The sequence below is a fragment of the Streptomyces sp. NPDC026500 genome, from assembly GCF_055567635.1.
Genome location: NZ_JBVHQB010000005.1, coordinates 297,338 through 320,066, shown reverse-complemented (window position 1 = coordinate 320,066; position 22,729 = coordinate 297,338). Strand labels below are relative to the sequence as shown.

At 69.5% G+C, this 22,729-nt stretch carries 17 protein-coding genes; 7 read left to right on the top strand and 10 right to left on the bottom strand.

What is annotated here, in order from left to right:
- The first annotated feature begins 41 nt into the window (after nucleotides 1-41).
- From ACZ4N5_RS12085 to arfA, 7 genes are all read left to right on the top strand, one after another.
- Nucleotides 42-815 (top strand): IclR family transcriptional regulator, encoded by a 774-nt coding sequence (locus ACZ4N5_RS12085; RefSeq protein WP_467756980.1) that lies wholly within the window; start codon nucleotides 42-44, stop codon nucleotides 813-815.
- Nucleotides 812-1,696 (top strand): SMP-30/gluconolactonase/LRE family protein, encoded by an 885-nt coding sequence (locus ACZ4N5_RS12080; protein ID WP_467756979.1) that lies wholly within the window; start codon nucleotides 812-814, stop codon nucleotides 1,694-1,696. Before ACZ4N5_RS12085 ends, ACZ4N5_RS12080 begins: the two co-directional genes overlap by 4 nt.
- Nucleotides 1,697-1,869: 173 nt before the next feature.
- The gene (locus ACZ4N5_RS12075; protein WP_467756978.1) at nucleotides 1,870-3,228 is read left to right on the top strand and encodes an extracellular solute-binding protein; all 1,359 of its coding nucleotides are present in this window, start codon (nucleotides 1,870-1,872) and stop codon (nucleotides 3,226-3,228) included.
- Complete coding sequence (locus tag ACZ4N5_RS12070) at nucleotides 3,225-4,166, top strand: carbohydrate ABC transporter permease (RefSeq protein WP_467756977.1); 942 nt, start codon at nucleotides 3,225-3,227, stop codon at nucleotides 4,164-4,166. The genes ACZ4N5_RS12075 and ACZ4N5_RS12070 overlap by 4 nt, the downstream gene beginning before the upstream one ends.
- Nucleotides 4,163-5,026 (top strand): carbohydrate ABC transporter permease, encoded by an 864-nt coding sequence (locus ACZ4N5_RS12065; protein ID WP_467756976.1) that lies wholly within the window; start codon nucleotides 4,163-4,165, stop codon nucleotides 5,024-5,026. The genes ACZ4N5_RS12070 and ACZ4N5_RS12065 overlap by 4 nt, the downstream gene beginning before the upstream one ends.
- An 18-nt stretch (nucleotides 5,027-5,044) precedes the next feature.
- Nucleotides 5,045-6,013 carry an arabinan endo-1,5-alpha-L-arabinosidase gene (locus ACZ4N5_RS12060; protein ID WP_467756975.1) on the top strand — a complete coding sequence of 323 codons (969 nt, stop codon included), beginning with the start codon at nucleotides 5,045-5,047 and terminating at the stop codon, nucleotides 6,011-6,013.
- A 145-nt stretch (nucleotides 6,014-6,158) separates the two neighbouring features.
- Nucleotides 6,159-7,661, top strand: coding sequence for an arabinosylfuranosidase ArfA (arfA, locus tag ACZ4N5_RS12055; RefSeq protein WP_467756974.1), 1,503 nt, complete (start codon nucleotides 6,159-6,161; stop codon nucleotides 7,659-7,661).
- On the opposite strand, the gene ACZ4N5_RS12050 is transcribed toward arfA, so the two are convergent.
- The 10 genes from ACZ4N5_RS12050 to ACZ4N5_RS12005 all read right to left on the bottom strand — a co-directional run bounded on the left by ACZ4N5_RS12050 (nucleotide 7,658) and on the right by ACZ4N5_RS12005 (nucleotide 22,716).
- Complete coding sequence (locus ACZ4N5_RS12050; protein ID WP_467756973.1) at nucleotides 7,658-10,657, bottom strand: beta-galactosidase; 3,000 nt, start codon at nucleotides 10,655-10,657, stop codon at nucleotides 7,658-7,660. The two genes, arfA and ACZ4N5_RS12050, sit on opposite strands and share 4 nt — an antisense overlap.
- 279 nt (nucleotides 10,658-10,936) lie before the next feature.
- Nucleotides 10,937-11,716: an intradiol ring-cleavage dioxygenase gene (locus ACZ4N5_RS12045; RefSeq protein WP_467756972.1), complete on the bottom strand. Its 780-nt coding sequence runs from the start codon at nucleotides 11,714-11,716 to the stop codon at nucleotides 10,937-10,939.
- A 419-nt stretch (nucleotides 11,717-12,135) separates the two neighbouring features.
- Nucleotides 12,136-13,827: a pyridoxal phosphate-dependent aminotransferase gene (locus tag ACZ4N5_RS12040; protein WP_467756971.1), complete on the bottom strand. Its 1,692-nt coding sequence runs from the start codon at nucleotides 13,825-13,827 to the stop codon at nucleotides 12,136-12,138.
- Between the two features lie 195 nt (nucleotides 13,828-14,022).
- Entirely contained in the window at nucleotides 14,023-15,168 is a 1,146-nt protein-coding gene (locus ACZ4N5_RS12035; protein WP_467756970.1) for an aldose epimerase family protein, read from the bottom strand.
- Nucleotides 15,169-15,392: 224 nt separating this feature from the next.
- Nucleotides 15,393-16,637, bottom strand: a complete 1,245-nt coding sequence (mmsB, locus tag ACZ4N5_RS12030; protein WP_467756969.1) for a multiple monosaccharide ABC transporter permease — start codon at nucleotides 16,635-16,637, stop codon at nucleotides 15,393-15,395.
- Complete coding sequence (gene mmsA, locus ACZ4N5_RS12025) at nucleotides 16,634-18,184, bottom strand: multiple monosaccharide ABC transporter ATP-binding protein (RefSeq protein WP_467756968.1); 1,551 nt, start codon at nucleotides 18,182-18,184, stop codon at nucleotides 16,634-16,636. The genes mmsB and mmsA overlap by 4 nt, the downstream gene beginning before the upstream one ends.
- 32 nt (nucleotides 18,185-18,216) lie before the next feature.
- Nucleotides 18,217-19,329, bottom strand: a complete 1,113-nt coding sequence (gene chvE / locus ACZ4N5_RS12020) for a multiple monosaccharide ABC transporter substrate-binding protein (RefSeq protein ID WP_467756967.1) — start codon at nucleotides 19,327-19,329, stop codon at nucleotides 18,217-18,219.
- A gap of 141 nt (nucleotides 19,330-19,470) precedes the next feature.
- A complete protein-coding gene (locus tag ACZ4N5_RS12015) occupies nucleotides 19,471-20,439 on the bottom strand; it encodes a hypothetical protein (RefSeq protein WP_467756966.1) in 969 nt (322 codons plus the stop codon).
- A gap of 118 nt (nucleotides 20,440-20,557) precedes the next feature.
- On the bottom strand, nucleotides 20,558-21,562 hold the full coding sequence (locus tag ACZ4N5_RS12010) for a zinc-dependent alcohol dehydrogenase (protein WP_467756965.1): 1,005 nt from the start codon (nucleotides 21,560-21,562) through the stop codon (nucleotides 20,558-20,560).
- On the bottom strand, nucleotides 21,559-22,716 hold the full coding sequence (locus ACZ4N5_RS12005) for a mandelate racemase/muconate lactonizing enzyme family protein (RefSeq protein WP_467756964.1): 1,158 nt from the start codon (nucleotides 22,714-22,716) through the stop codon (nucleotides 21,559-21,561). Before ACZ4N5_RS12005 ends, ACZ4N5_RS12010 begins: the two co-directional genes overlap by 4 nt.
- Between the last annotated feature and the right edge of the window lie 13 nt (nucleotides 22,717-22,729).

Below are 22,729 nucleotides of genomic sequence, written 5' to 3'. Positions count from 1 at the left end.
ATCGTCTGTTGAAATTTCGAACAAAAGGGAGGGAGTCGGCTGTGGGACGCCTCGTACCTGCCGTGACCCGGGCTCTGGACATACTGGAGCTCTTTCTCGACGGGGACGGGACTCTCTCCGCCCCCGACATCGTGCGCAGACTCCAGCTGCCGCGCACGACCGTGCACGAACTGGTGACCACGCTCGCCGCCCGCTCGTACATCGTGCAGGTGCCCGGTCAGCCGGGACGGTACCGGCTGGGTGTACGCCCGTACCAGCTCGGCAGCCGCTACGCCGAGCAGCTCGACCTCGCGGCCGAGGGCCAGCAGGTCGCCCGCTCCGTCGCCGAGACCTGCGACGAGACCGTACACGTGGCGATCCTCGAGGGCACCGACGTCATCTACATCGCGAAGGTCGACTCGACGCACGCCGTCCGCATGGTCTCGGCGGCCGGCCGTCGCCTGCCCGCGCACTGCACCTCCGTCGGCAAGATGCTGCTCGCCTCCCTCTCCGAGCCGGAGCTGACCTCGCGCGTCCCCGACGACGCCGACCTCGTGGCGATGACTCCCAACAGCATCACCGAGCCGGTTGCCCTGCGGGAGGCCCTCGCCGAGATCCGCCGTCGTGGGATCGCCGTCGAGAGCCGTGAGTCCAACCCGGACGTCAGCTGTGTCGCCGCCCCGGTGCGCGACCGTGCGGGACAGGTCGTCGCCGCGCTCTCGATCTCCGTACCGATGATCCGCTGGAGCGACGAGCGCCGCGTCGAGCTGGAGCAGCTCGCGGTGAAGGGCGCCGCGGAACTGTCCGAGCGGCTCGGCCACCGGAACGTGCGGTGACCGCCGTCGAGGTCGCGGTCCCCGCGCACGCGGCACTCGGCGAGGGCCCGACCTGGGACACCCGGGCGCGCCGGCTCATCTGGGTCGACGTCCTCGGCTCCCGGATCCACACCTACGACCCCGCCTCCGGCCGCCGCACGGTGATGACCACCGAGCAGCACGTGGGTGCCGCCAAGCCCCGCGCGGGCGGCGGCCTGGTGGTCAACCTCCGCGACGGCGTGGGCCTCTACGGTCCGACGGGGTCCGACGGGGCCACCGCCGCCGGAGCCGCGGGGTCCGGCGGTGCGTTCCGGTGGCTGCACCGGGACCCCGTGCCCGGCCGGCGCGCCAACGACGCGGCCGTCGCCCCCGACGGCTCGCTGTGGTGCGGCACCATGCGCTACGACGAGGCGCCGGGCGGGGGCACGCTGTCGAGGATCGCCCCCGACGGCACCGTCCGCCCGATCCTCGACGACGTGAGCGTCAGCAACGGCACGGGCTGGAGCCCCGACGGCCGCCGTGTCTACTACGTCGACTCGCCGACCCGCCGCATCGACGTCTTCGACATCAACGACGATCAACTCCCGGTCGGCAGGCGCCCGTTCGCGACCGTGGAGGACGGATTCCCGGACGGTCTGACGGTGGACGCGGACGGCTGCGTCTGGGTGGCCCTCTGGGACGGCGGAGCGGTCCGCCGCTACACGCCGGACGGCACGCTGGACCGGGTCCTCGAACTGCCGGTCCGCCGCCCCACCGCCTGCGCGTTCGGCGGCGACGACCTCACCGACCTCTACATCACCACCGCCCGTACGGGCCTGACGGCACCGCACCCGATGTCCGGCTCCCTACTCGTCGTCCCCGGCGCGGGCAAGGGCCTGCCGCAGCCGGAGTTCGCCGGATAGCCGGCACACCCAGCCCCGCCGCGAGTCCCCGTCCAGGTGCCGGTCACCGGGCGGGGACTCGCGTTTTTGAGCCACTGATTTTGCGCAAACCATTGACGGGTAAGCGCTTCCTATCTACGGTCCCGTTCGAAGTTGCGATCACCTGACGAAATTTCGAACAGTGGGGGCACGGTATGGCACGACCTGGCCTGAGCCGCAGGCAACTCCTCTCCGCGGTGGGCGGGTTGACGGTCACGGGCAGTCTCGGCTTCGCCGCACTCGGCACCGGCGCGGACGCGCTCGCCTCCGGCGCGAGTACCCGGGTCCGTTACTGGAACCTCTTCACGGGAGGCGACGGAGCCAACATGGTCGCGATGGTGGACGCCTTCCGGAAGGAACATCCCGGCATCGCGGTCAAGGACTCCACCCTCACCTGGGGCGACCCGTACTACACGAAGCTCGCGATGGCCGCCGCGGGCAACCGCGCGCCGGACCTCAGCGTCATGCACCAGGGCCGCGTGCCGGGCTTCGCGCCCGGCCGGCTCCTGGACCCCTGGGACATGGATCTGCTCACCAAGTACGGCGTCCGGGAAGCCGACTTCAACCCCGTGCTCTGGAAACGCGGCATCGTCGACGGCAAGCTCTACGCCCTGCCCCTCGACATCCACGTCCAGCTGAGCTTCTACCGCACGGACGTCTGCCGGAAGGCCGGCCTGCTCGACGCGGACGGAAGGCTGCCGACCGCGACCTCCACCGACGACTGGTTCGGCATCCTCAAGGAGGCCAAGAAGCAGCTGAAGGACGGACAGCAGACCCTAGGCCTGCACGCCTTCGACCAGAACTTCTCCTGGTGGTTCTTCGTCGCCTTCTACCAGCAGCTCGGCGGCGGCTACTTCAACGACGACCGGACCCACGTCACCTTCGACACCGACAAGGCCACCCAGGTCCTGGAGTTCCTCCACCAGCACGTCGCCGACGGCTACACGATCGTCGGCCAGGCCGACGGCGAGGCGTTCCTCGCCGGATCGCCGTTCGTGTGGGAGGGGAACTGGTCGGTTCCGTACTTCAGTGGCGAGAAGGTGGGCTACGGGGCCCAGCCACTGCCCCCGGTCTTCGGCACCCCGGCCACGCACGCCGAGTCGCACTCCTTCGTCCTGCCGCACCAGGCCGACCGCGGCGGCGCCGCCAACGAGGGAGCGCACCTGCTGGCCGCCTACATGGTCAAGCACGCCACCGCCTGGGCGGGCGGTGGCCATGTCCCCGCCTATCTGCCGACCTTCCAGGACCCGGCCTATCTGAAGCTGGCCCCGCAGAACGAGTACTCCCGCCCGGCCATGGCCCACCCGGCCACCGAACCGCGCATCTGGTTCGCCGGCTCCACCGGCACACTCGCCAAGCGGATCGGCCCGGTCGTCGCCTCCTCCAACGTCGGCTCCGCGAAACCGGCCGTCGCCGCCCGCCGGATGAAATCCGTCCTGGAGGAACTGCTGGCCATGCGGAATCCGATGGACGGCCGCACCGCCGCCCAGGAGCTGAAGGGAACCGCGGCATGACCACCACCCTCGCCCCCGCCACCGGCCTGCGGCCCCGCGCGGCCACCGCGACGGAGTCGGCCCGCGTGCGCTGGGGCCGCCGGTTCCAGCACGGCGGCTGGTTCGTCGCCCCGTTCTTCGTGCTGTACGGGCTGTTCGTCGTCGTCCCGGTCGTGCGCGGCCTCTACCTCAGCCTCACCGACGCCAACATCTCCGGCGACCACACCAGCTTCATCGGCCTCGACAACTACCGCGAGGCGTTCCAGGACCACCTGGTGTGGAACTCGCTGTGGCACAGCGTCCAGTTCACCCTCTACGTCGTCCCCTGCATCGTCGTCGTGGCGCTGCTCATGGCGCTGATCGCCCACCACATCACCCACGTCAAGTGGTTGTGGCGGCTGTGCTTCTTCGCGCCGTTCCTGCTCCCGTCGGCCGTGGTCGGCAACCTGTGGTGGTGGCTGTTCCAGCCCACCAACGGCATGGTCAACCACGTCCTGGGCATCGACACCCCCTGGCTCACCCAGAAGTCCACCGCCATGATCGCGGTCGTCGTCGCGACCCTGTGGTGGACGGTCGGCTTCTCCTTCCTGCTCTACCTGGCCGCGCTCCAGAACATCCCGCACCACCTCTACGAGGCGGCCGAACTGGACGGGGCGGGCGCCTACCAGCGGATGCTGCACATCACCGTGCCCAACCTGCGCAACATCACCGGCCTGGTGCTCGCCCTCCAGGTCCTCGCTTCGCTCCAGGTCTTCGACCAGGCCGTCGTCATGTACCAGTTCGGTCCGGGGCCCGAGGAATCCACCCGCACCTTCGTCCAGTACACCCTCGAACAGGGCTTCACCAGCTACCGCGTGGGCTACGCCTCCGCGATCTCCTTCATCCTGTTCCTCATCATCGCGGCCGTCGCCCTCGGGCGAATGTGGCTGCTGCGGCTCCGCGAGGAGGACGCCCGATGACCACCGCCGACCCGACTCCCGTACCCCGCAGGCCCCGAAGCTCCTGGACACCGGGACAGATCGCGCTGACGCTGGTCGCCGCCGCCCTGTCTCTCGTGTGGATGGCCCCGCTCGGCTGGGCGCTGTCCACCTCGCTGAAGACCCCCACCGAATCGGTGACCTCCCCGCACTGGATCCCGCAGCACTTCACGGCGGCTTCCTGGAAGAGCGTCATCGAAGCCGGCAACATCCCCAACTGGTTCGTGAACTCGCTCGTGGTGTCGGTCTGCGTCACCTTCGTCGTGCTGCTCGTCGCCGCCCTCGCCGGATACGGCTTCGCCCGCACCGAGTTCCGCGGCAAGTCCGCCCTGATGGCCCTGACGATGGCGGGCCTGATGTTCTCCCCGGCCATCCTCGGCGTCCCCCTCTTCGCGACCGTGCAGTCGCTCGGCATGGTCGACACCTACTGGGGGATGATCCTGCCGCAGTGCGCCCCGGCGGCCATGGTCTACATCCTCTACAAGTTCTTCCAGTCGCTGCCCCGCGAACTGGAGGAGGCCGCGTTCATCGACGGCGCGGGCCGCTGGCGGATCTTCTTCACGATCGTCCTCCCGCTCTCCAAGCCGTCCCTCTCCGCGGTCGGGATCTTCACCTTCATCGCCTCGTGGAACAACTTCCTGTGGCCGTACATGGTGACCAACAACCCTGATCTGATGACCATGCCGAACGGCATCGCCACCGTGCAGAACTCCTTCGGCATCATCTGGCCCCAGCTCATGGCGGGCGGCCTGATCGCGGGCCTTCCGCTGATCGTCGTGTTCGTCTTCTTCCAGAGCCAGATCGTGCGGGGCGTCGCCCACACCGGTCTGGCCGGCCAGTGACCGGACGAGGAGCCCCAGTTGACCGCACGCAGACTCGCCGCCCTGGTCGTAGCGGCCGTCGTCGCCCTGCTGCCGACCACCGCTCAGGCCGACGTCACCTACCCCGACCCGCAGCCCGTCACCGGGCAGCAGATCATCCATGACCCCACGGTCATCCACCTCAAGTCCGGTGGATACGCGGCCTATTCGACCGGCGGCGTGATCGGCGCCCGTCTCTCCCGGGACCGGGTCCAGTGGGACGACGCGGGCAACGCCTTCGCCGCGCCGCCGAGTTGGTGGTACGAGTACAACGCCACCGGCGACCCCTGGGCCCCGGACATCTCCTACCGTGCCGGCCGCTACTGGCTCTACTACGCGGTCTCCTCCTGGGGCACCAACCACTCCGCGATCGGCGTCGCCACCTCCCCGAGCGGTCTGCCCGGAACCTGGACCGACCACGGCAAGGCCTTCACCTCGGAGACCACCGACACCTGGAACGCCATCGACCCGGCCGTGACCCGCGCCGACGGCAGACTGTGGATGACGTTCGGCTCGTACTGGACGGGCATCCGCATGGTCGAACTGGACCCGCGGACCGGCAAGGCCGAAGCCGGTGCCCCCGTCCATCACCTGGCGACCCGCCCGGACGCCCCGTACGCCGTCGAGGGCGCCTACGTCGTCCGCCACGGCCGGTACTACTACCTCTTCGCCTCCTACGACGCGTGCTGCGCGGGCGTGAACTCCACGTACAAGATCCGGGTCGGCAGGTCGACTTCGGTGACCGGCCCGTACCTGGACAGCACCGGCACCCCGATGCTCGACGGCGGCGGCGACCTCCTGCTGGCGAGCCACGGCCGTTACATCGGCCCCGGCGGCGAGTCGGTCTTCCGGGACCGTGGCGAGGACTGGCTGGCGTACCACTACTACGACGCGGACGACAACGGCACGCCCAAGCTGGGACTGAACCGGCTGAACTGGACGAAGGACGGCCGGCCCGTCGTCGGCTAGGGGCGCGCGACCCAAGCCCCCCTCAAGCCAACCCACCCAAGCCAACCCCCCTCAAGCCAACCCATCCAAGCCCCCCTCAAGCCAACCCCCCTCAAGCCACCCCACCCAAGCCACTCCACCCAAGGCGCCCCCTCGAAAGGACACCATGCGCACCGCCCGCTTCGCCCTCGACCCCGCCTTCACCATCGGCGAGGTCAACCCCCGTCTCTTCGGATCCTTCGTCGAGCACCTCGGCCGTTGCGTCTACACCGGCATCTTCGAACCCGGCCACCCCGCCGCGGACCCCGAAGGCCTGCGCACGGACGTGCTGGAGCTGGTCCGAGAGCTCGGTGTCACGGCCGTCCGCCATCCCGGCGGCAACTTCGTCTCCGGCTACAACTGGGAGGACTCGGTCGGCCCCGCGGAGGAGCGGCCCCGCCGGCTGGACCTCGCCTGGCGCTCCACCGAGTCCAACCGCTTCGGGCTCAGCGAGTACATCGGCTTCCTGAAGAAGATCGGCCCGCAGGCGGAGCCGATGATGGCCGTCAACCTCGGCACGCGCGGCGTCGCCGAGGCACTGGAGCTCCAGGAGTACGCCAACCACCCCTCCGGGACGGCCCGTTCCGATCTGCGGATCGCGCACGGCGACAAGGACCCGTTCCGCATCGGGCTCTGGTGCCTCGGCAACGAGATGGACGGCCCCTGGCAGACCGGCCACAAGACCGCCGAGGAGTACGGCCGGCTCGCCGCCGAGACCGCCCGCGCGATGCGGCAGATCGAGCCCGACCTCGAACTCGTCGCGTGCGGCTCCTCCGGACAGGGGATGCCGACCTTCGCCGAGTGGGAGGCGACGGTCCTCGCCGAGACGTACGACCTCGTCGACCACATCTCCCTGCACGCCTACTACGAGGAGACCGACGGCGACCGGGACTCCTTCCTCGCCTCCGCCGTCGACACCGAGTCGTTCATCGAGAACGTGGTGGCGACCTGCGACCACGTGGGCGCCCGCCTGAAGTCCGCGAAGAGGATCAACCTCTCCTTCGACGAGTGGAACGTCTGGTACCAGAGCCGGCCCAACCCGCACCCGGTCGAGGACTGGCAGGAGGCCCCGCGCCTGCTGGAGGACGTCTACTCCGTCACGGACGCGGTCGTGTTCGGCTCGCTGCTCATCGCGCTGCTGCGGCACGCGGACCGGGTGACCGTCGCCTGCCTCGCCCAGCTCGTCAACGTCATCGCGCCGATCATGACCGAACCGGGCGGCCCGGCCTGGCGGCAGACCACCTTCTATCCGTTCGCGCAGGCCTCGGCGCACGGGCGCGGGCAGGTCCTCGACGTCCGGGTGGACTCGCCGACGTATCCGACCGGCAAGTACGGCGAGGCCGACCTGCTGCACGCCACCGCGGTGCGCGCCGAGGACGGCTCGGTCACCGTCTTCGCCGTCAACCGCAGCCAGACCGAGCCGCTCCCGCTCGAAGTCGCCCTGAACCGGATGGGGTTGACGGCGGTCGTGGAACACAGCGCGCTCGCCGACGCCGACCCGGACGCCACCAACACCCTGCACGACCAGGAACGGGTCACCCCGCACCCCGTCGAGGGGACCACGCTCCGGGACGGCACGCTGAGCGCCGTCCTGGAGCCGCTGTCCTGGAATGTGATCCGGCTGGCCTAGGACCTGCGCTGTGCGGTCGTGGGGCCGGGGGAGTCCACCGGGGTCACCGGAACTCCTCCGGCCGCGCTGCCCAGCAGCGTCAGTTCCACCTGGCCGGGGCCGGCCGGTGTGGTCCCGTCGGACAGCACCGCGAGGGCCAGTGTGTTGCGCCCTCGTGTGCGCAGCACCCCGTTGGGGAGGACGAACGTGTGCTGGGGCCCTACATCGTTGATGTACTGGCCCATGTTCCAGCCGTTCAGGAAGATCTGGACGCGATAGGCGCGGGCCGGATCGTCGGTGAGGGTGAGCCCGATCGAGGCGTCCACTCCGGCGTCTACCGCCAGCCGGAAGCCGGTGCGGTACCAGGTGACGCCCTGCCGTCGCTCGGCGCGCGGGAACCCGGCGGCCTTCCAGCCGCCGTCCGCGAACCCCGGCAGATGCCAGCCGTGCCGTTCCCCGTGCAGGCCTCCGGTGTTGAGCGGTCCGCGCACCGGATCGGGGGCCGCCGCGCCCTGGACGCGCCAGCGGATCGCGGGAGCGGCCCCGGCGAAGGCGACGGCCGTCAGACCCCGGGCCGCCTTGTGCGTGTCGTTGGCCTTCCCGTCCTCGTCGTGCTGCATCCGCCGGACCAGGACGGACAGCACATGGGAGTGCCCGTCCCGCGGACGGACGGGAAAGGTGGCGGTGGCCGCCCAGGTCCCCTGCCGCACGGTCTTCTTGTCCGGCACCGGCATCCGATGCGTGCCCAGCGGCTCACCGTCCAGCCAGGCCATCAACAGCCCCTGGGCGCCCGCGACATAGGAGAGGGACACGGACTCCGCGGCGCCCGCGTCCGCGAAGTGCCCGCGGTACCAGACGTCGCCGTAGTGGAAGCCGTAGTCGTCGGCGAACAGCACGGGCTGCCCGGCGGGGACAGGAGTGATGCTGTACGAGGACGTCCTGTCGGCGACCCGCCACGCCGTGTCGTCGTAGTCGGCGGCCGATTCGGGATTCCCCTCGGCCCGGCGCCAGTCGGTCAGCACGGGCAGCCGCACCTGGTCCACACCGGCCAGCGGGCGCTCGGCCCGCAGGCTCCCGGAGGCGGTGGCGCGGGACTTCAACGTGCCGTGATTCCAGACGAGTTCGCTCATCCCGCGCGGCCCCCACACCTCCAGGTCCGCCGCCCGTACCGTGTCGCCGGTGAGCTGGACGGCCGGGCCGCGCAGGGTGGCCGTGCGCAGCAGCGCCGGGCCGCACACCAGCACCGGACCCGACGGAGTGTCGTACCGCCACAGCAGTCGGGAGCTCTCGTCGTCGGCGAACAGCAGGAGCAGGGGGGCTGCGATGCCGCCGCCCTCCACCCGGACCCGGGTGATGCCGTCCAGCACGACGTCGATCCGCAGGGTCCCGTCCCCGTAGCTGTGCCCGGCGTCCCCGTCCAGCACGGTGACCGTCGGCTCGCTCGCGGACTCCAGACAGGTGCGCGTCGCCTCGCCCGCCCGGCCCGTGAACACCGCGATGTCCTGCCGTCCCGCGGTCAGCCGCAGCATCGGCTGGGCGGTGGAGTAGCTCAACTTCCTTCGTCCCAGGGCGATACCGGCGGCGAGCAGCCGGGCGTCGAGGCCGGGCACCGGCACCGCGACGGTCGTGCCGGCGAGCGGGACTGAGGCGACGGCCTCGGCGGACGAGTCGTTGCGCAGCACGTGGAAGTGCGCCTTCGTGTCCGGATTGACGAGGTGGTACGCCTTGATGCCGGGGGCGGCCGCCGCCCCCGTGGCGCCGCCCGGGACCGGATCGACGGGGTCCAGCTTCGCCAAGTCGGGCACCGAGTGCAGCAGTTGGCCGATCTGGTGCATGGGGACGAGCTTCTCGGTCGGCTGACGTGCCTCGTCGAGGGCGGCCCCGTAGTCGTACGACGTGTAGACGATCGGCGCGGGCAGCCAGCCCCAGGACGTGCCGCCGAAGGTCATGTAGACGTTGTGGATGGTGATGCCGTTGGCGAGGTTGGTGAGGTAGAAGCGCCGCTCGTAGGCCGCGTCCCGGGTGCGGCGCGACTCCGCGTAGCCCAGGCCGTCGAACTCCGCCCCGCCCCACGGATCGAACCAGCCGCCTCCGAACTCGGGGATGAACCCCGGGGTGTCCGGACTGGCGGTCGAGCCACCCTTCATACCGCCGGGGCCGAAGTACCCCCAGTCCGGTGGTGTCTTGAAGGGGGAGGGGTAGCCGTCGAAGCCGTAGAGGTAACGCCCTCGCTCACCGCCCGTGTCGAAGGTGCCCGGGGCCCAACGGCCGTTCCGGCCCTTGTCGTTGTGGAAGAGCGGCACGTCGATGCCGTCCGCCCGCACTTTCGCGTACAGATGCGCCATGTAGTCGCGGCCGGCGGGCTCGGTCACGTGGTCGTCGTACTCGTTCTCCAGTTGGTAGAGCACGATCGTGCCGCCGCCGTCGGTGTAGAGGTGACGGGCGGCGATGCGGTCGACGGCGGTCAGCCACTCGTCGACGTACTTCAGATAGGTCGGGTCCGAGGTGCGGGCCACCCCCGGGGTGGCGGTCAGCCAGCCGGGGAAGCCGCCCGCGTCGACCTCGGCGTTGATGTACGGGCCGGGGCGCAGGATGACGTACAGCCCGGTCTCGGCGGCGGTCCGCAGGAACAGGTCGAGGTCGCGGACCCCGGTGAAGTCGTACTGCCCGGGTGCGGGGGAGTGGTAGTTCCACGCGACGTAGATGCTGATCGCGTTGTACCCGTGGGCGCGCAGTTTCTGCAGGACGTCCCGCCACAGGGACGGGCTCGGCAGCCGGAACGGGTGGACCTCTCCGGACCAGATCACCAGGCGCTTTCCGTCGATCAGCATCGAGTAGCGGTCGAAGCCGACCGTGTGCGTCCTGCCGTCGGCGGTGGGCGGTGCGGGCGCGGGCCCGGTGGGTGCGAGAGGCGTCCTTCCTGCCGCGCACGCCTCGTTGCCCCCGCTGCCGCTCAGCGAGAGGCCGAGTGCGGCGGTGCCTGCGAGTGCGCTGAAGGTACGTCTGCTCAACACCATGCGGGTTCTCCCGGGGACGGCGACGGGGGTTCCCCCGCTCGGTCCGATCCCGAGAACCCGGGGGAAGGTGCGGCCATTGTCCACAGGGGCAGGTCATTTGATGGTCGTATGACGATCTCGGCGCGGGGGGATTACGCGGTATGGGCGCGGCCGGAGGGGCGCGGAACGCCGGAAACGGAGGCCTGTCGTCCCATCCGTCACTTCTGTCCCATCCGTCGCGGCCGGGAGCGGCCCGCGGGGTCGCGGACCGCCCCCGGCCTCCGTGGGGGGAAGGTGCGGTCAGCTCGTCACGACGCCGAGCGTCAGGGTGCCGGTGTAGCCGGCTGAGCCGGTGCTGCCGAGGGCCGTCAGGGTCAGGAGGCCGGAGGAGGCACCTCCGTCGTCGTAGACGGAGTCCTGGGCGAGGGTGGTGCGGGTGACCTTGTTGGTCGAGTACGGGGACACCTTGGCCATCGCCGTGGTGATCGTCTCGTTGAAGAAGAGCTGGCCGGTGTGGAGTTCCTGGCCGCCGGTGAAGGAGCCGTCGGAGGTGAGGGTGACGCCGGTGTGCACCTTGACGTGGATGTGCACGCAGCGGCCCCGGTACCAGCCGGGGTAGATCGTGGTGATGTTCGCGACACCGGACGCGTTCGTCAGGACGCCGCCGCGCAGGAACGTGCCGTCGTCCGCCTCGCTGTGGCCGTTGTTGCCGACGAAGCCGGAGTACTCGCCGAGCGCGTCGCAGTGCCAGATCTCCACGAGCGCGTTGCCGATCGCCGCGCAGGTGGAGTCGTCGACGACGGTGAGCACCAGCTTGAGCGGGGCGCCCGCCTTGCCTTCGGTGACATCGGCGCGGACGAGCTGTCCGTCGAGGTAGTAGGGGCCTTCGGTCATTTCCTTGGTGAGAGTGCAGACGGCCGCGGCGGCGGGGGCCGCGTCCGCCACGTCGGTGACGCGGGCGGAGGCGGCGGGTGCCGCCGCGCCGACGGCCAGCGCCGCGGCCGTGGCGCCCGTGGCGATCAGTACGGTCCGGCGCCCGAGCGCGGTCTCCGACATGTCTTTCGAGGGGGAATTTGTCATGAACACGGCACCGTAGAAGTGGATGCTGTCTGTCAGCTGTCAGTTCCGCAAAGCGACAGCCCGTCAAGTTCCTTGTTGGACACCTTGCCCGGTTCCCTCCCCGGCGCGCCGTCCGCGGGGTCGACATGGGGAGGGCCGCCGGGGGCCGCCGCCCGGCGCGGGGGACGCGCCGGGCTCCGATCGCGCGCAGCGGTGTTACGGGAGGCGGGGACAGGTGAAAGGCGAGGGCGCCAGTGCCTCGGTTCCGCGGGCACCGCGCTGTGGTGTCCGGCCCCGGGGCTCGTGGCACCGGACACGAGGGTCCTCCGGCGTCGGGCGGGCGCCCTTCTGCCCAGCCCGCGCCGTCGGTGACGGGCGGTTCCCGGCGGCCGGCCCGTGGCCGCCCGCGCGGAGGTCCGCCCGGCGATATGAGTGGCCTTCTAACCGGCCTGGTTGTACAGCATCGCGCCCACGGCTCCCCAGCCGCCGTCCGACTGGGGTGGCGGTGGTTCCGGCTGCGTCCTGCCCCGGACCTGGGCCGCCGTCAGGCCGCCCTGCGCGCCCATGGAGGCGGCGCCCGCCATGCCGGGCATACCCGTCTGGGCGGCAGGCTGGAGACCGGCCGGCTGGGCCGGTGCGGGCATCGCCGCGGGCGGCATCTGGGCCGGCATCGCACCCGGGCCCTGGGCCGCGGCCGGCCAGTTGGTGGGCTGCGGAGCGGGGTAGCCCGGGGCCGCCACGGGCTGCTGCGGGGCCGGGTAGACCGGGGCCGCCACGGGCTGCTGGGCGGGGTAGGGCGAAGCCGCGGCGGGCCGCGCCGGCGGACCGGGCGGCAGGCTGGGCTGCGGGGCGGCCGCCGCCACCGGCTGGGCCTGAGCGGGCTGTCCGGGCCAGGCGTTCGCCTGGGCGGCCAGCCCCTGCATACCCGCTCCGTTGGTCGCGCCGACGAGACGGTCCACCGCCGCCGTACCCGAGCTGTAGCCGGTCCCGTTGCTCAGCTCGGGTGCGGCGGTTCCCCTCCTGGACCCGTAGAGCACCTGCTCCAGGCCGGCCACCAGGCGACGCACGTCCGTCTGGGGTCTTACCACGAGTCTCAGGAAGCGGCTGGACGAACCGACCTTGTTGCCGCACTCGCGGACCAGGATGCGGTGTTCGGTGAGCAGCCGGTCCCGGACCACCGTGCCTTCGGCGCCGACGGGAAGGCGTACGAACAGGAAGTTGCCCTGCGAGGGGTAGATCGTCAGACCGGGCAGCGCGGAGAGCTGGCGGGCCATGTCGAGCCGGTCCCGGCGGACCATGTGCAGGCTCTCCATGTATTCGGCGCCGTGGTTCTTGAGCATGAACACCACGGACTCCGCGAAGGAGTTGAGGTTCCATTTCGGCAGCATCGAGCGGACCTTGCCGGCCAGGGCGGGGTTGGCGACGAGATAGCCGAAGCGGATGCCGTGCAGGCCGAAGTTCTTGCCGAGGCTGCGCAGCACGATGACGTTGGGCCGCATGACCGCGTCCTCGACCACGCTGGGCTCGGACTCGGCGTCGGCGAACTCCAGGAACGACTCGTCGATGATGACCAGGTCCAGATCGGCCATCGCGTCCATGAACTGGATGACCGACTGGCGCGGCAGGAAGCCGCCGTCGGGGTTGTTCGGGTTGCAGATGACGGCGACCTTGGTGCCGCGGGCGCGGATGAACTTGGCGTACGCGGCGAGGTCGAGCGCGAAGCCGGTGGACTCCTGGAGCGGGAACATGTCGACCCGCTTGCCGGTCTCCATCGGCTGGTCGGTCCAGCGGCCGAACGTGGGGACGGGTATCGCGAGGGACTCACGGACCAGCAAGTGATCGATCCATGTGATGAGTTCGGTCGAACCGTTGCCCATCGCGACGCACTGCGGCGGAAGTTGGAGCAGCGAGCACAGCTCACTGGTGATCGTGTCGGCGCTGCTCGGGTAGTAGGTGATGATCTCGCGCAGCCGGCCGGCGAGTTCGTCGAACATCGCGGGCGTGGGGAAGTACGGGTTGCAGGGAATGCAGAAATCCACCGGGCCGGCTCCGTCGCCCTCCCGCGTCAGTGCGGCCATCGACGGGCTGTGCGCCGCGGTGCCGCGAAAGAGCGAGGTGACATTGCCTGCCATGGAACCTCCGTATAGGGCGAGCCCGCTGGGGAGGACGGGCCCTCCGTCTTTGGGTGGCCCGCGCGGGGGAGCACGGGCCGCCCTTCCATACGGATACGGATGTGGCGCTGTTCAATCACTGCGCAATCGTGCGGATGTTGTGAACCGACTGTGAGGACCGGTCACACGCCGGACACATGCGCCTGTGGGGTCCGGTCAGGCACCGAACGAGTGCACCGTGGAGGTCCGGTAGGTCTGCCCCGGCCGCAGCACCGTCGACGGGAACGACGGGTGGTTCGGGGAGTCCGGGAAGTGCTGGGTCTCCAGGCACAGGGCGTCGCCCTGGCGGTAGATGTGGCCGCCGGTGCCGACCAGGGTGCCGTCCAGGAAGTTGCCCGAGTAGAACTGCAGGCCGGGCTCGGTCGTCGCGATGCTCAGGGTGCGGCCGGAGGACGGGTCGCGGAGCGTCGCGACATGCCGGGGCTTCGCCGTGATGCCCTTGTCGAGGACCCAGTTGTGGTCGATGCCCTTGCCGTACAGGAGCTGCTGGTGGGCCACCCGGATGTCCCTGCCGACGGTCTTCTTCCGGCGGAAGTCGAAGGGCGTGCCCGCGACCTCGGCCAGTTCACCGGTGGGTATCAGGCCCGAGTCGACGGGGGTGAAGCGGGCGGCCGCGATCTCCAGCTCGTGGTCGTAGATCGAGCCGCTGCCCTCACCGGCGAGGTTCCAGTACACATGGCTGGTGAGGTTGACGACGGTGGCCTTGTCGGTGGTGGCCTCGTAGTCGATGCGCCAGTCGCCGTGCCTGGTCAGGGTGTAGGTGACCGTCGCCCTGAGCGTGCCGGGGTAGCCCATCTCGCCGTCGATGCTGGTGTAGTGCAGGACGAGTCCGACGTCGGAGCCCGAGGTGAAGCCCTCCACGTCCCAGACGTGCTTGTCGAAGCCCTTGGCGCCGCCGTGCAGGCTGTTGACGCCGTCGTTGACGGAGAGCTGGTAGCTCTTGCCGTCCAGGGTGAACTGCCCCTTGCCGATGCGGTTGCCGTACCGGCCGATCAGCGCGCCGAAGTACGGGCTACTGGCGACGTAGTCGTCGATGTTGTCGAAGCCCAGCGCGACGTTCCGGTACCTGCCGTGCCGGTCGGGGATCTCCAGGGACTGGACGATTCCGCCGTACGACAGGACCTTGAGCCGTGTCCCGCCGTTCTCCAGCGACCACCGGTGGACCTTCGTCCCGTCGGCGAGCTTGCCGAAGAGCTCCTTCTCGGGCTTCCTGCCGCCCGAGGCGTGCGCCGTGCCGATGGTGGCCGCGGTTAATCCCGCTGCCGCCGCCGCTGCGATGACCGTACGTCTGCTCGTTTCCATTTACGGCTCCTGGTAAACGGGGAATCACTTCCCCGGCCTGTGCGGTGGGTGATCGTGCGGTATCTTTCTGTTGTCCTCACGGGGGCAGGTTCGGGCTGGACCTCAGCCTTCGGGCTGGAAGCCCGCCGCCTTCGGAGGCGGGCGGAGTCACTGCGGCTCCTGAAATGAAGGAAGCCGAGTCCCGCAAGGACATTGGGCCCCGCCGGTCGGCGGGGCCCTGTCGTTTACGAACCGACCTTGCGCTTGTTCCACACGTCGAACCCGACCGCGGCCAGGAGCACCAGGCCCTTGATGACCTGCTGCCAGTCGCTGCCGATGCCGACGAGGTTCATTCCGTTGTTCAGCACGCCCAGGACGAGACCACCGATGATCGCGCCGAGGACCGTGCCCACGCCGCCACTCATCGACGCACCGCCGATGAACGAGGCCGCGATGGCTTCGAGTTCGAAATTCAGACCCGCCTTCGGGGAGGCCGCGTTGAAGCGGGCCGCGAAGACCAGGCCCGCGAGTGCGGCGAGCATGCCCATGTTGAGGAAGACCAGGAAGGTGACCTTCTTGTCCTTCACACCCGACAGCTTGGCCGCCGGAAGGTTGCCGCCGATCGCGTAGATGTGCCGGCCGATGACCGCGTTGCGCATCAGATAGCCGAAGCCGGCGACCAGGACGCCGAGGATCAGCAGGACCACCGGAGCACCCTTGTAGCTGGCGAGCAGCATGGTGACGGTGAGCACGGCGGCGATCAGCGCGACGAGCTTGAGCAGGAAGAGGTTCTTCGGCAGGACGTCGAGCGAGAACTCCTGCTGCCGCTTGCGGTCGCGGACCTCCTGGAACACCACGAACGCGACCAGGCCGATGCCGAGCAGCAGTGTGAGGTTGTGGTAGTTCGTGGTGGGTCCGACCTCGGGCAGGAAGCTGTTGGCGACCTTCTGCAGACCCTCGGGGAACGGGCCGATCGTCTGGCCCTTGAGGAAGATCTCGGTCAGACCGCGGAAGGTCAGCATGCCCGCCAGGGTCACGATGAACGACGGTATGCCGCCGTACGCGATGAGGAAGCCCTGCGCGGCGCCCGCCGCGGCGCCCATGGCCAGACACAGCACCACGGCTATGGGCCAGGGGATGTTGTGGTCGACCATCAGCACGGCACCCACCGCACCGACGAACGCCGTCAGCGAGCCGACCGACAGGTCGATGTGGCCCGCGATGATGACGAGCATCATGCCGATCGCGAGGATCAGGATGTAGCTGTTCTGCAGCACCAGGTTCGACACGTTGCGCGGCAGCAGCAGGTCGCCGCCGGTCCACACGGCGAACAGCACCACGATCAGGCCGAGGGCGAACAGCATGCCGTACTGCCGCATGTTGCGGCGCATGCCGTCGAGCATCAGCTGAAGCAGGCTCTCTCCGGCGTCCGAGCCGCTCTTGCCGGCCGGCGCCGGGGCCGGCGTCTTGGCGGTCACATCCGTGCTCATCGGGTTACCTCTTTGTCCTTCGTCATCTGGCGCATCAGCGTTTCCTGCGAGGCCTCCGCCCGCGAGAACTCACCCGTCAGCCGCCCCGCGGCCATCGTGTAGATGCGGTCGCACATACCGAGCAGCTCCGGCAGCTCGGAGGAGATGAAGACGACCGCCTTGCCCTCGGCCGCCAGCCTGTCGATGACCGTGTAGATCTCGAACTTGGCACCCACGTCGATCCCGCGGGTCGGCTCGTCGAGGATCAGCACCTCGGGACCCGCGAAGATCCATTTGCTGAGGACGACCTTCTGCTGGTTGCCGCCGGACAGCTTGCCCACCGGCTCGAAGACGGTCGGTGCCTTGATGTTCATCGAGGTGCGGAAGCCCTCGGAGACCTGCCGCTCCTGGTGCTCGTCGACCACTCCGCGCTTCGCGACCTTGGACAGGGCGCTCAGCGTGATGTTGCGGTTGATGGTGTCGATGAGGTTGAGCCCGTAGTGCTTGCGGTCCTCGGTGACGTACGCGATCCCGTGCCCGACCGCTTCGGACACGGTCTTCGTACGGATCTCCTTGCCGTCCCTGGCCACCGTGCCGCCCGCGTACCGGCCGTAGGAGCGCCCGAAGACGCTCATCGCCAGTTCGGTGCGGCCGGCGCCCATGAGTCCCGCGATGCCGACGATCTCGCCGCGGCGCACGGAGATCGATACGTCGTCGACCACCTTGCGCTGCTGGTCGATCGGGTGGAACACGGTCCAGTCGCGGATCTCCAGCGCGGGCGCCGCACCCGCCTCCGGCTCGTGCGGCGTCCGCTCCGGGAAACGGTGTTCGAGGTCGCGGCCGACCATGCCGCTGATGATCCGGTCCTCGGTGGTCTCCGGGGCCTTCACGTCGAGCGTCTCGATCGTCCGCCCGTCGCGCAGGATGGTCACCGAGTCCGCGACCCGCTCGATCTCGTTCAGCTTGTGCGAGATGATGATCGAGGTCATTCCCTGGGTCTTCAACTCCAGGATGAGATCCAGGAGTTTGCCGCTGTCCTCGTCGTTCAGGGCGGCCGTCGGCTCATCCAGGATGAGCAGCTTCACCTTCTTCGACAGCGCCTTCGCGATCTCGACGAGCTGCTGCTTTCCCACGCCGATGTCGGCGACGCGGGTCTGCGGGTTCTCGTCGAGACCGACCCGCCGCAGCAGCTCGGAAGCGTGCCGCAGCGTCTCGGTCCAGCTGATGAGCCCGCGCGTGGCGTGCTCGTTGCCGAGGAAGATGTTCTCCGCGATGGAGAGGTAGGGCACCAGGGCCAGTTCCTGATGGATGATCACGATGCCGTGCTGCTCACTGGCCCTGATGTCCTTGAAGGAGCAGACCTCCCCCTCGAAGAGGATGTCCCCTTCGTAACTGCCGCTCGGGTGGACGCCGGAGAGGACCTTCATCAAGGTCGACTTGCCGGCGCCGTTCTCGCCGCAGATGGCATGGACCTCGCCCTGCTGGACGGTCAGAGTGACATCCGACAGCGCCTTGACGCCGGGAAAGGTCTTGACGATCGAGCGCATTTCCAGGACGGGTCCCGCCATGGTCGTGCCTTCCAATCACTAGGGGGTGGCGGTTACTTGAGGTCGCTGTCCTTGTAGTAGCCCGTGGCGACGAGCTCCTTCTCGTAGTTGGACTTGTCGACGCTGACCGGCTGCAGCAGGTAGGCGGGGATCACCTTGGTGCCGTTGTTGTACGTCGTGGTGTCGTTGAGCTCGGGCTTCTTGCCCTTGAGGGCCGCGTCGACCATGCCCGAGGCCACCGTCGCCAGCTTGCGGGTGTCCTTGTAGACCGTCTGCGTCTGCTCGCCCGCGATGATCGACTTCACCGAGGCCAGCTCGGCGTCCTGGCCGGTGACGATCGGCAGCGGCTTGCTCTTCGAGCCGTAGTCGTCCGACTTCAGCGAGGAGAGGATGCCGATGGAGATGCCGTCGTAGGGCGAGAGCACCGCGTCGACCCGGGCGCTCTTGTACGACGAGGTCAGGATGTCGTCCATGCGCTTCTGGGCGGTGCCGCCGTCCCAGCGCAGGGTGGTGACCTGGTTCAGCGCGGTCTGGCCGGACTTGACGACGAGCTGCTTCTTGTCGATGTACGGCTGCAGGACCTTCATCGCGCCGCCGAAGAAGTACTTCGTGTTGTTGTCGTCGTTCGAGCCGGCGAAGAGCTCGATGTTGAACGGGCCCTTCTTGGAGCCGTCCGCGAGACCGAGCTTCTGCAGGATGTAGTTGCCTTGGAGCTCCCCGACCTTCGAGTTGTCGAAGGACGCGTAGTAGTCGACGTTCTTGGTGCCGAGGATCAGACGGTCGTAGGCGATGACCGGGATCTTGGCGTCGGCGGCCTGCTGGAGCACGTTGTTCATCGACTTGTTGTCGATGGCCGCGATGATCAGGGCCTTCACACCCTGCGTGATCATGTTCTCGATCTGCGAGACCTGCTGGTCCGGGTCGTCCTCACCGAACGCGAGCTTGGTCTTGTACCCCTTGGCCTGAAGGTCCTTGACCACGTTGTTGCCGTCGCCGATCCAGCGCTCGGAGGACTTCGTCGGCATCGAGATGCCGATCGTGGCGCCCTTGGTGTCACCCGAGGTGTCCTTGCTGCCGCCGTCGCTGTTCTGGCCGCAGGCGGTCAGGGCGAGGGCGAGGGAGGCGGCTCCGGCTATGGCGGTGAGGGCGGCTCTGCGGTTACGCATGATCATCATCCTTGATGTCTTGGACCGGGCTCGGTCTCACGGAACTCGAATGCTCCGGGAGCTTTGAGAGAGGAGGGCCGAGAAGGTGTGTTGGATTGTGCGCGACTGTGTCGGCTTGTGTGAAGGGGGTTTGTGCGAACGTTATGAGGGAGTGTCGAACCGTGTGAGCGCGCCGGGCAGCCGGGTGCCGAGCGGCGCCATGTCGCCGTCGGCTCCGTGCCGTGCGAGCAGGTCGAGGGCGAGCCGGCCGCGCCGCACCCTTTCCCGGGCCGTGCTCAGGGTCAGGTCCCGCAGATGGTGTCCGTACGGGTAGATCCCGGGGGTCTTGGACAGCCCGAACTTCAGATACAGCGGTGCGCCGCGGCGGATCAGCTCGGCGACCTCGTACATCCGTATGTACCCGCCGAGATCGTCGGGGGCCTCGATGTACATGTCCATGGGGGCGGCGGAGACCCGCCGGATCTCGGTGAGGTGATCGAGTGTCAGATCGCTCGGCACGTTCACCGAGTCGGCGCCGAGGTGCTCGTACACGGCGTACGAGGCCGGGTTGACCGGACCGATCAGCGCCGAGACCTTGAGAGTGGTGTCGGCCGGGATGATCCCGGCGACCCGCGCCCGGTGCAGCGTCCACAGCACGCCCTCGTCGGCGACGAGCAGGCACTTGACGCCCAGTTCCGTCGCCCGGACGGCGTCCTCGACACAGCCGGCCACCGCGTCGTGGCCGCGGGCACGCAGCCCGCCGCCGCGAGAGTCGGTACGGACCGAGGCGCCGATGTCCCAGATGCCCCGCGGGCCGGTGAACAGACAGAGTTCGATGTCGCGTTCACCGGTGGCCTCGACCATCTCGGTGATCTCGGCGTCGGTCAGCATCCAGATACCGCTGCCCTGGCTGATCCGGTGGATCGGCACATCGAGCCGCGAGGACTCCTTGAGGACCACGGCGAGCGCCTCGGGCCCCTCCACGGAGGGAACCTCGGTGCGCCAGCGACCACCTCCGGGGAAGGTGTGCGGCGAGGCGTCGGCGGGGGAGAGGGCGGGCGCGCCCAGGCCGAGAGCGGCGAGCGCGCTCTCACCGGGTCGACGGGCTGCCATGGGGAAGGCGTCGGTCACGAGCTGTCCTTCATGTTCGATATTTCGGGCGGAGTTCGCGGCTCAGGGTGTGCGGGAGCCTGGTGTACGCCGGTACGGAGCCGTCAGGAGTCCCCGTACCGGCGTACGGCTCGGGTGGTCACGGCTTCAGCAGGACCTTGCCGACCTTGGGATCACCGGACCCCACCAGCTCGATGGCCTCCGGGAACGCGGCGAGCGGCAGCTCGTGCGTCACCAGCGGCGACGGATTCAGCAGACCGGCGCCGAACACCCGCACCGTGTGCGCCCAGGCCTCCGGCGGCGCCCCGAACACGGTGTGCACCTCCAGCTGCCGTACGACGAGATCGGTCGGATCGAGCCCCTCGGCACCCGGCGCCGGGATCCCCGTGAGGACCAGGCGTCCGCCGCGCCGCAGCAGGGAGGCGGCGGTGCGCGCGGCGGACGCGGACCCGGCGGTCTCGATGACCACGTCGAAGTCGTCCGGGAGTTCCTGGTCCCTGGTACGGAAGTCGGTGGCGCCGAAGTCCTTCGACAGGGCCGCCCGGTCCGGACGGGTGCCCACCACGAGCAGCTCGGCCGGCGAACCCGCCTTCAGGAACTGCACGGCGAACATCCCGAGCGTCCCGGTGCCCACCACGGCCACGCGCTCACCGGGCCGGGCGTTCGCCTTGAGCGCGGCGGCCGCGATGCAGGCGGCCGGTTCGAGCAGGGCGGCGGCGGTCAGATCGGCGTCGTCGGGCAGGACGTGGAGCAGCCGCGCCGGCAGCGTCAGCGTGCTCGCCATCGCGCCGGGCCGGGTGAACCCGGTCTCCTCGTACCCGGCCGTGCACAACGTTGTCTCGCCCGCGTGGCAACGGTCGCAGACCTGGCAGTTGCGGAAGCCCTCACCGACGACCTTGCGGCCGACCAGCGTCGCGGGGACACCGGCGCCGACCTCCTCGACGGTCCCGGACCACTCGTGACCCGGGGTCAGGGGGTAGCGGACGTACCCCTCGGGCCGGTTGCCCTGGTAGACCTCGCGGTCGCTGCCGCAGATGCCGACCGCGTGCACCCGTACGAGCGCCTCGCCCGCCGAGGGCCGAACCGGCTCGTGCGGGATCAGCCGGTGCTCGCCCGGACCCTCGACGACGACCGCGGTGCTCACTTCGCCCCCTTGGGCTTGCGCTGCTCCCAGCCGTCGGCCCACAGGTCGAACCGGGCCTGCTGCTGCGGGAACTCGGCCGCGGCGTCGACGTCCAGCTCGACGCCCAGACCGGGCTCGTGGGACAGCTGGAAGTAGCCGTCGACGACCTGCGGGGCGCCCTTCACGACCTTCTTGATCTCCGCGTCCGCGAAGTCGTTGAAGTGCTCCAGGATCTTGAAGTTCGGCGAGGTGAAGCCGACCTGGAGGGAGGCGGCGGTCAGCACCGGGCCGCCGACGTTGTGCGGCGCGACCAGGACGTAGTGCGCCTCGGCGGTGGCGGCGAGCTTCCGGGTCTCCCAGATGCCGCCGATGTGGCCGACGTCGGGCTGGATGATGTCGACCGCCTGGCTCTCGAAGAGCTCGCGGAACTCTATGCGGTCGTGGATCCGTTCACCGGTGGCGACCGGGATGTCGACCTTGGCGGCCACCTTCTCCAGGGCCTTGAGGTTCTCCGGCGGCACCGGCTCCTCCAGCCACGCGGGCTTGAAGGGCGCGAGCTCGTGGGCCAGCCGGACGGCGGTGGACGGCGAGAAGCGGCCGTGCATCTCCAGCATCAGCTCGGTCTCGGGCCCGATCGCGTCGCGCACCGCCTCGATGAGCGACACCGAGTAGAGCGTGGCCGCGTGGTCGAGCTCGAAGTGGCCGGTGCCGAAGGGGTCGATCTTGAGAGCCTTGTAGCCCCGCGCGACGACCTCCTGCGCGGCCTTGTGATAGGCCTCCGGGGTCCGTTCGGTGGTGTACCAACCGTTGGCGTACGCCTTGACCTTGTCGGTGACCTTGCCGCCGAGGAGCTGCCAGACCGGCACCCCGAGCGCCTTGCCCTTGATGTCCCAGCACGCCATCTCGATGACCGCGATGCCGGACATCACGATCTCGCCGGCCCGCCCGTAGTCGCCGTACTTCATCCGGCGGACCAGGTCCTCGACGGCGAACGGGTCGGAACCGAGAATATGGTTGGCCTGCGCCTCATGCAGATAGCCGATCAGCGCGTCGGTGTGGCCCAGCATGCGGGTCTCGCCGACTCCGGTGATGCCCTCGTCGGTATGCACCTGGACGTAGGTCAGGTTCCGCCAGGGTGTCCCGACCACGTGTGTGGTGATTCCCGTGATGCGCACGGCAGATGCCCCC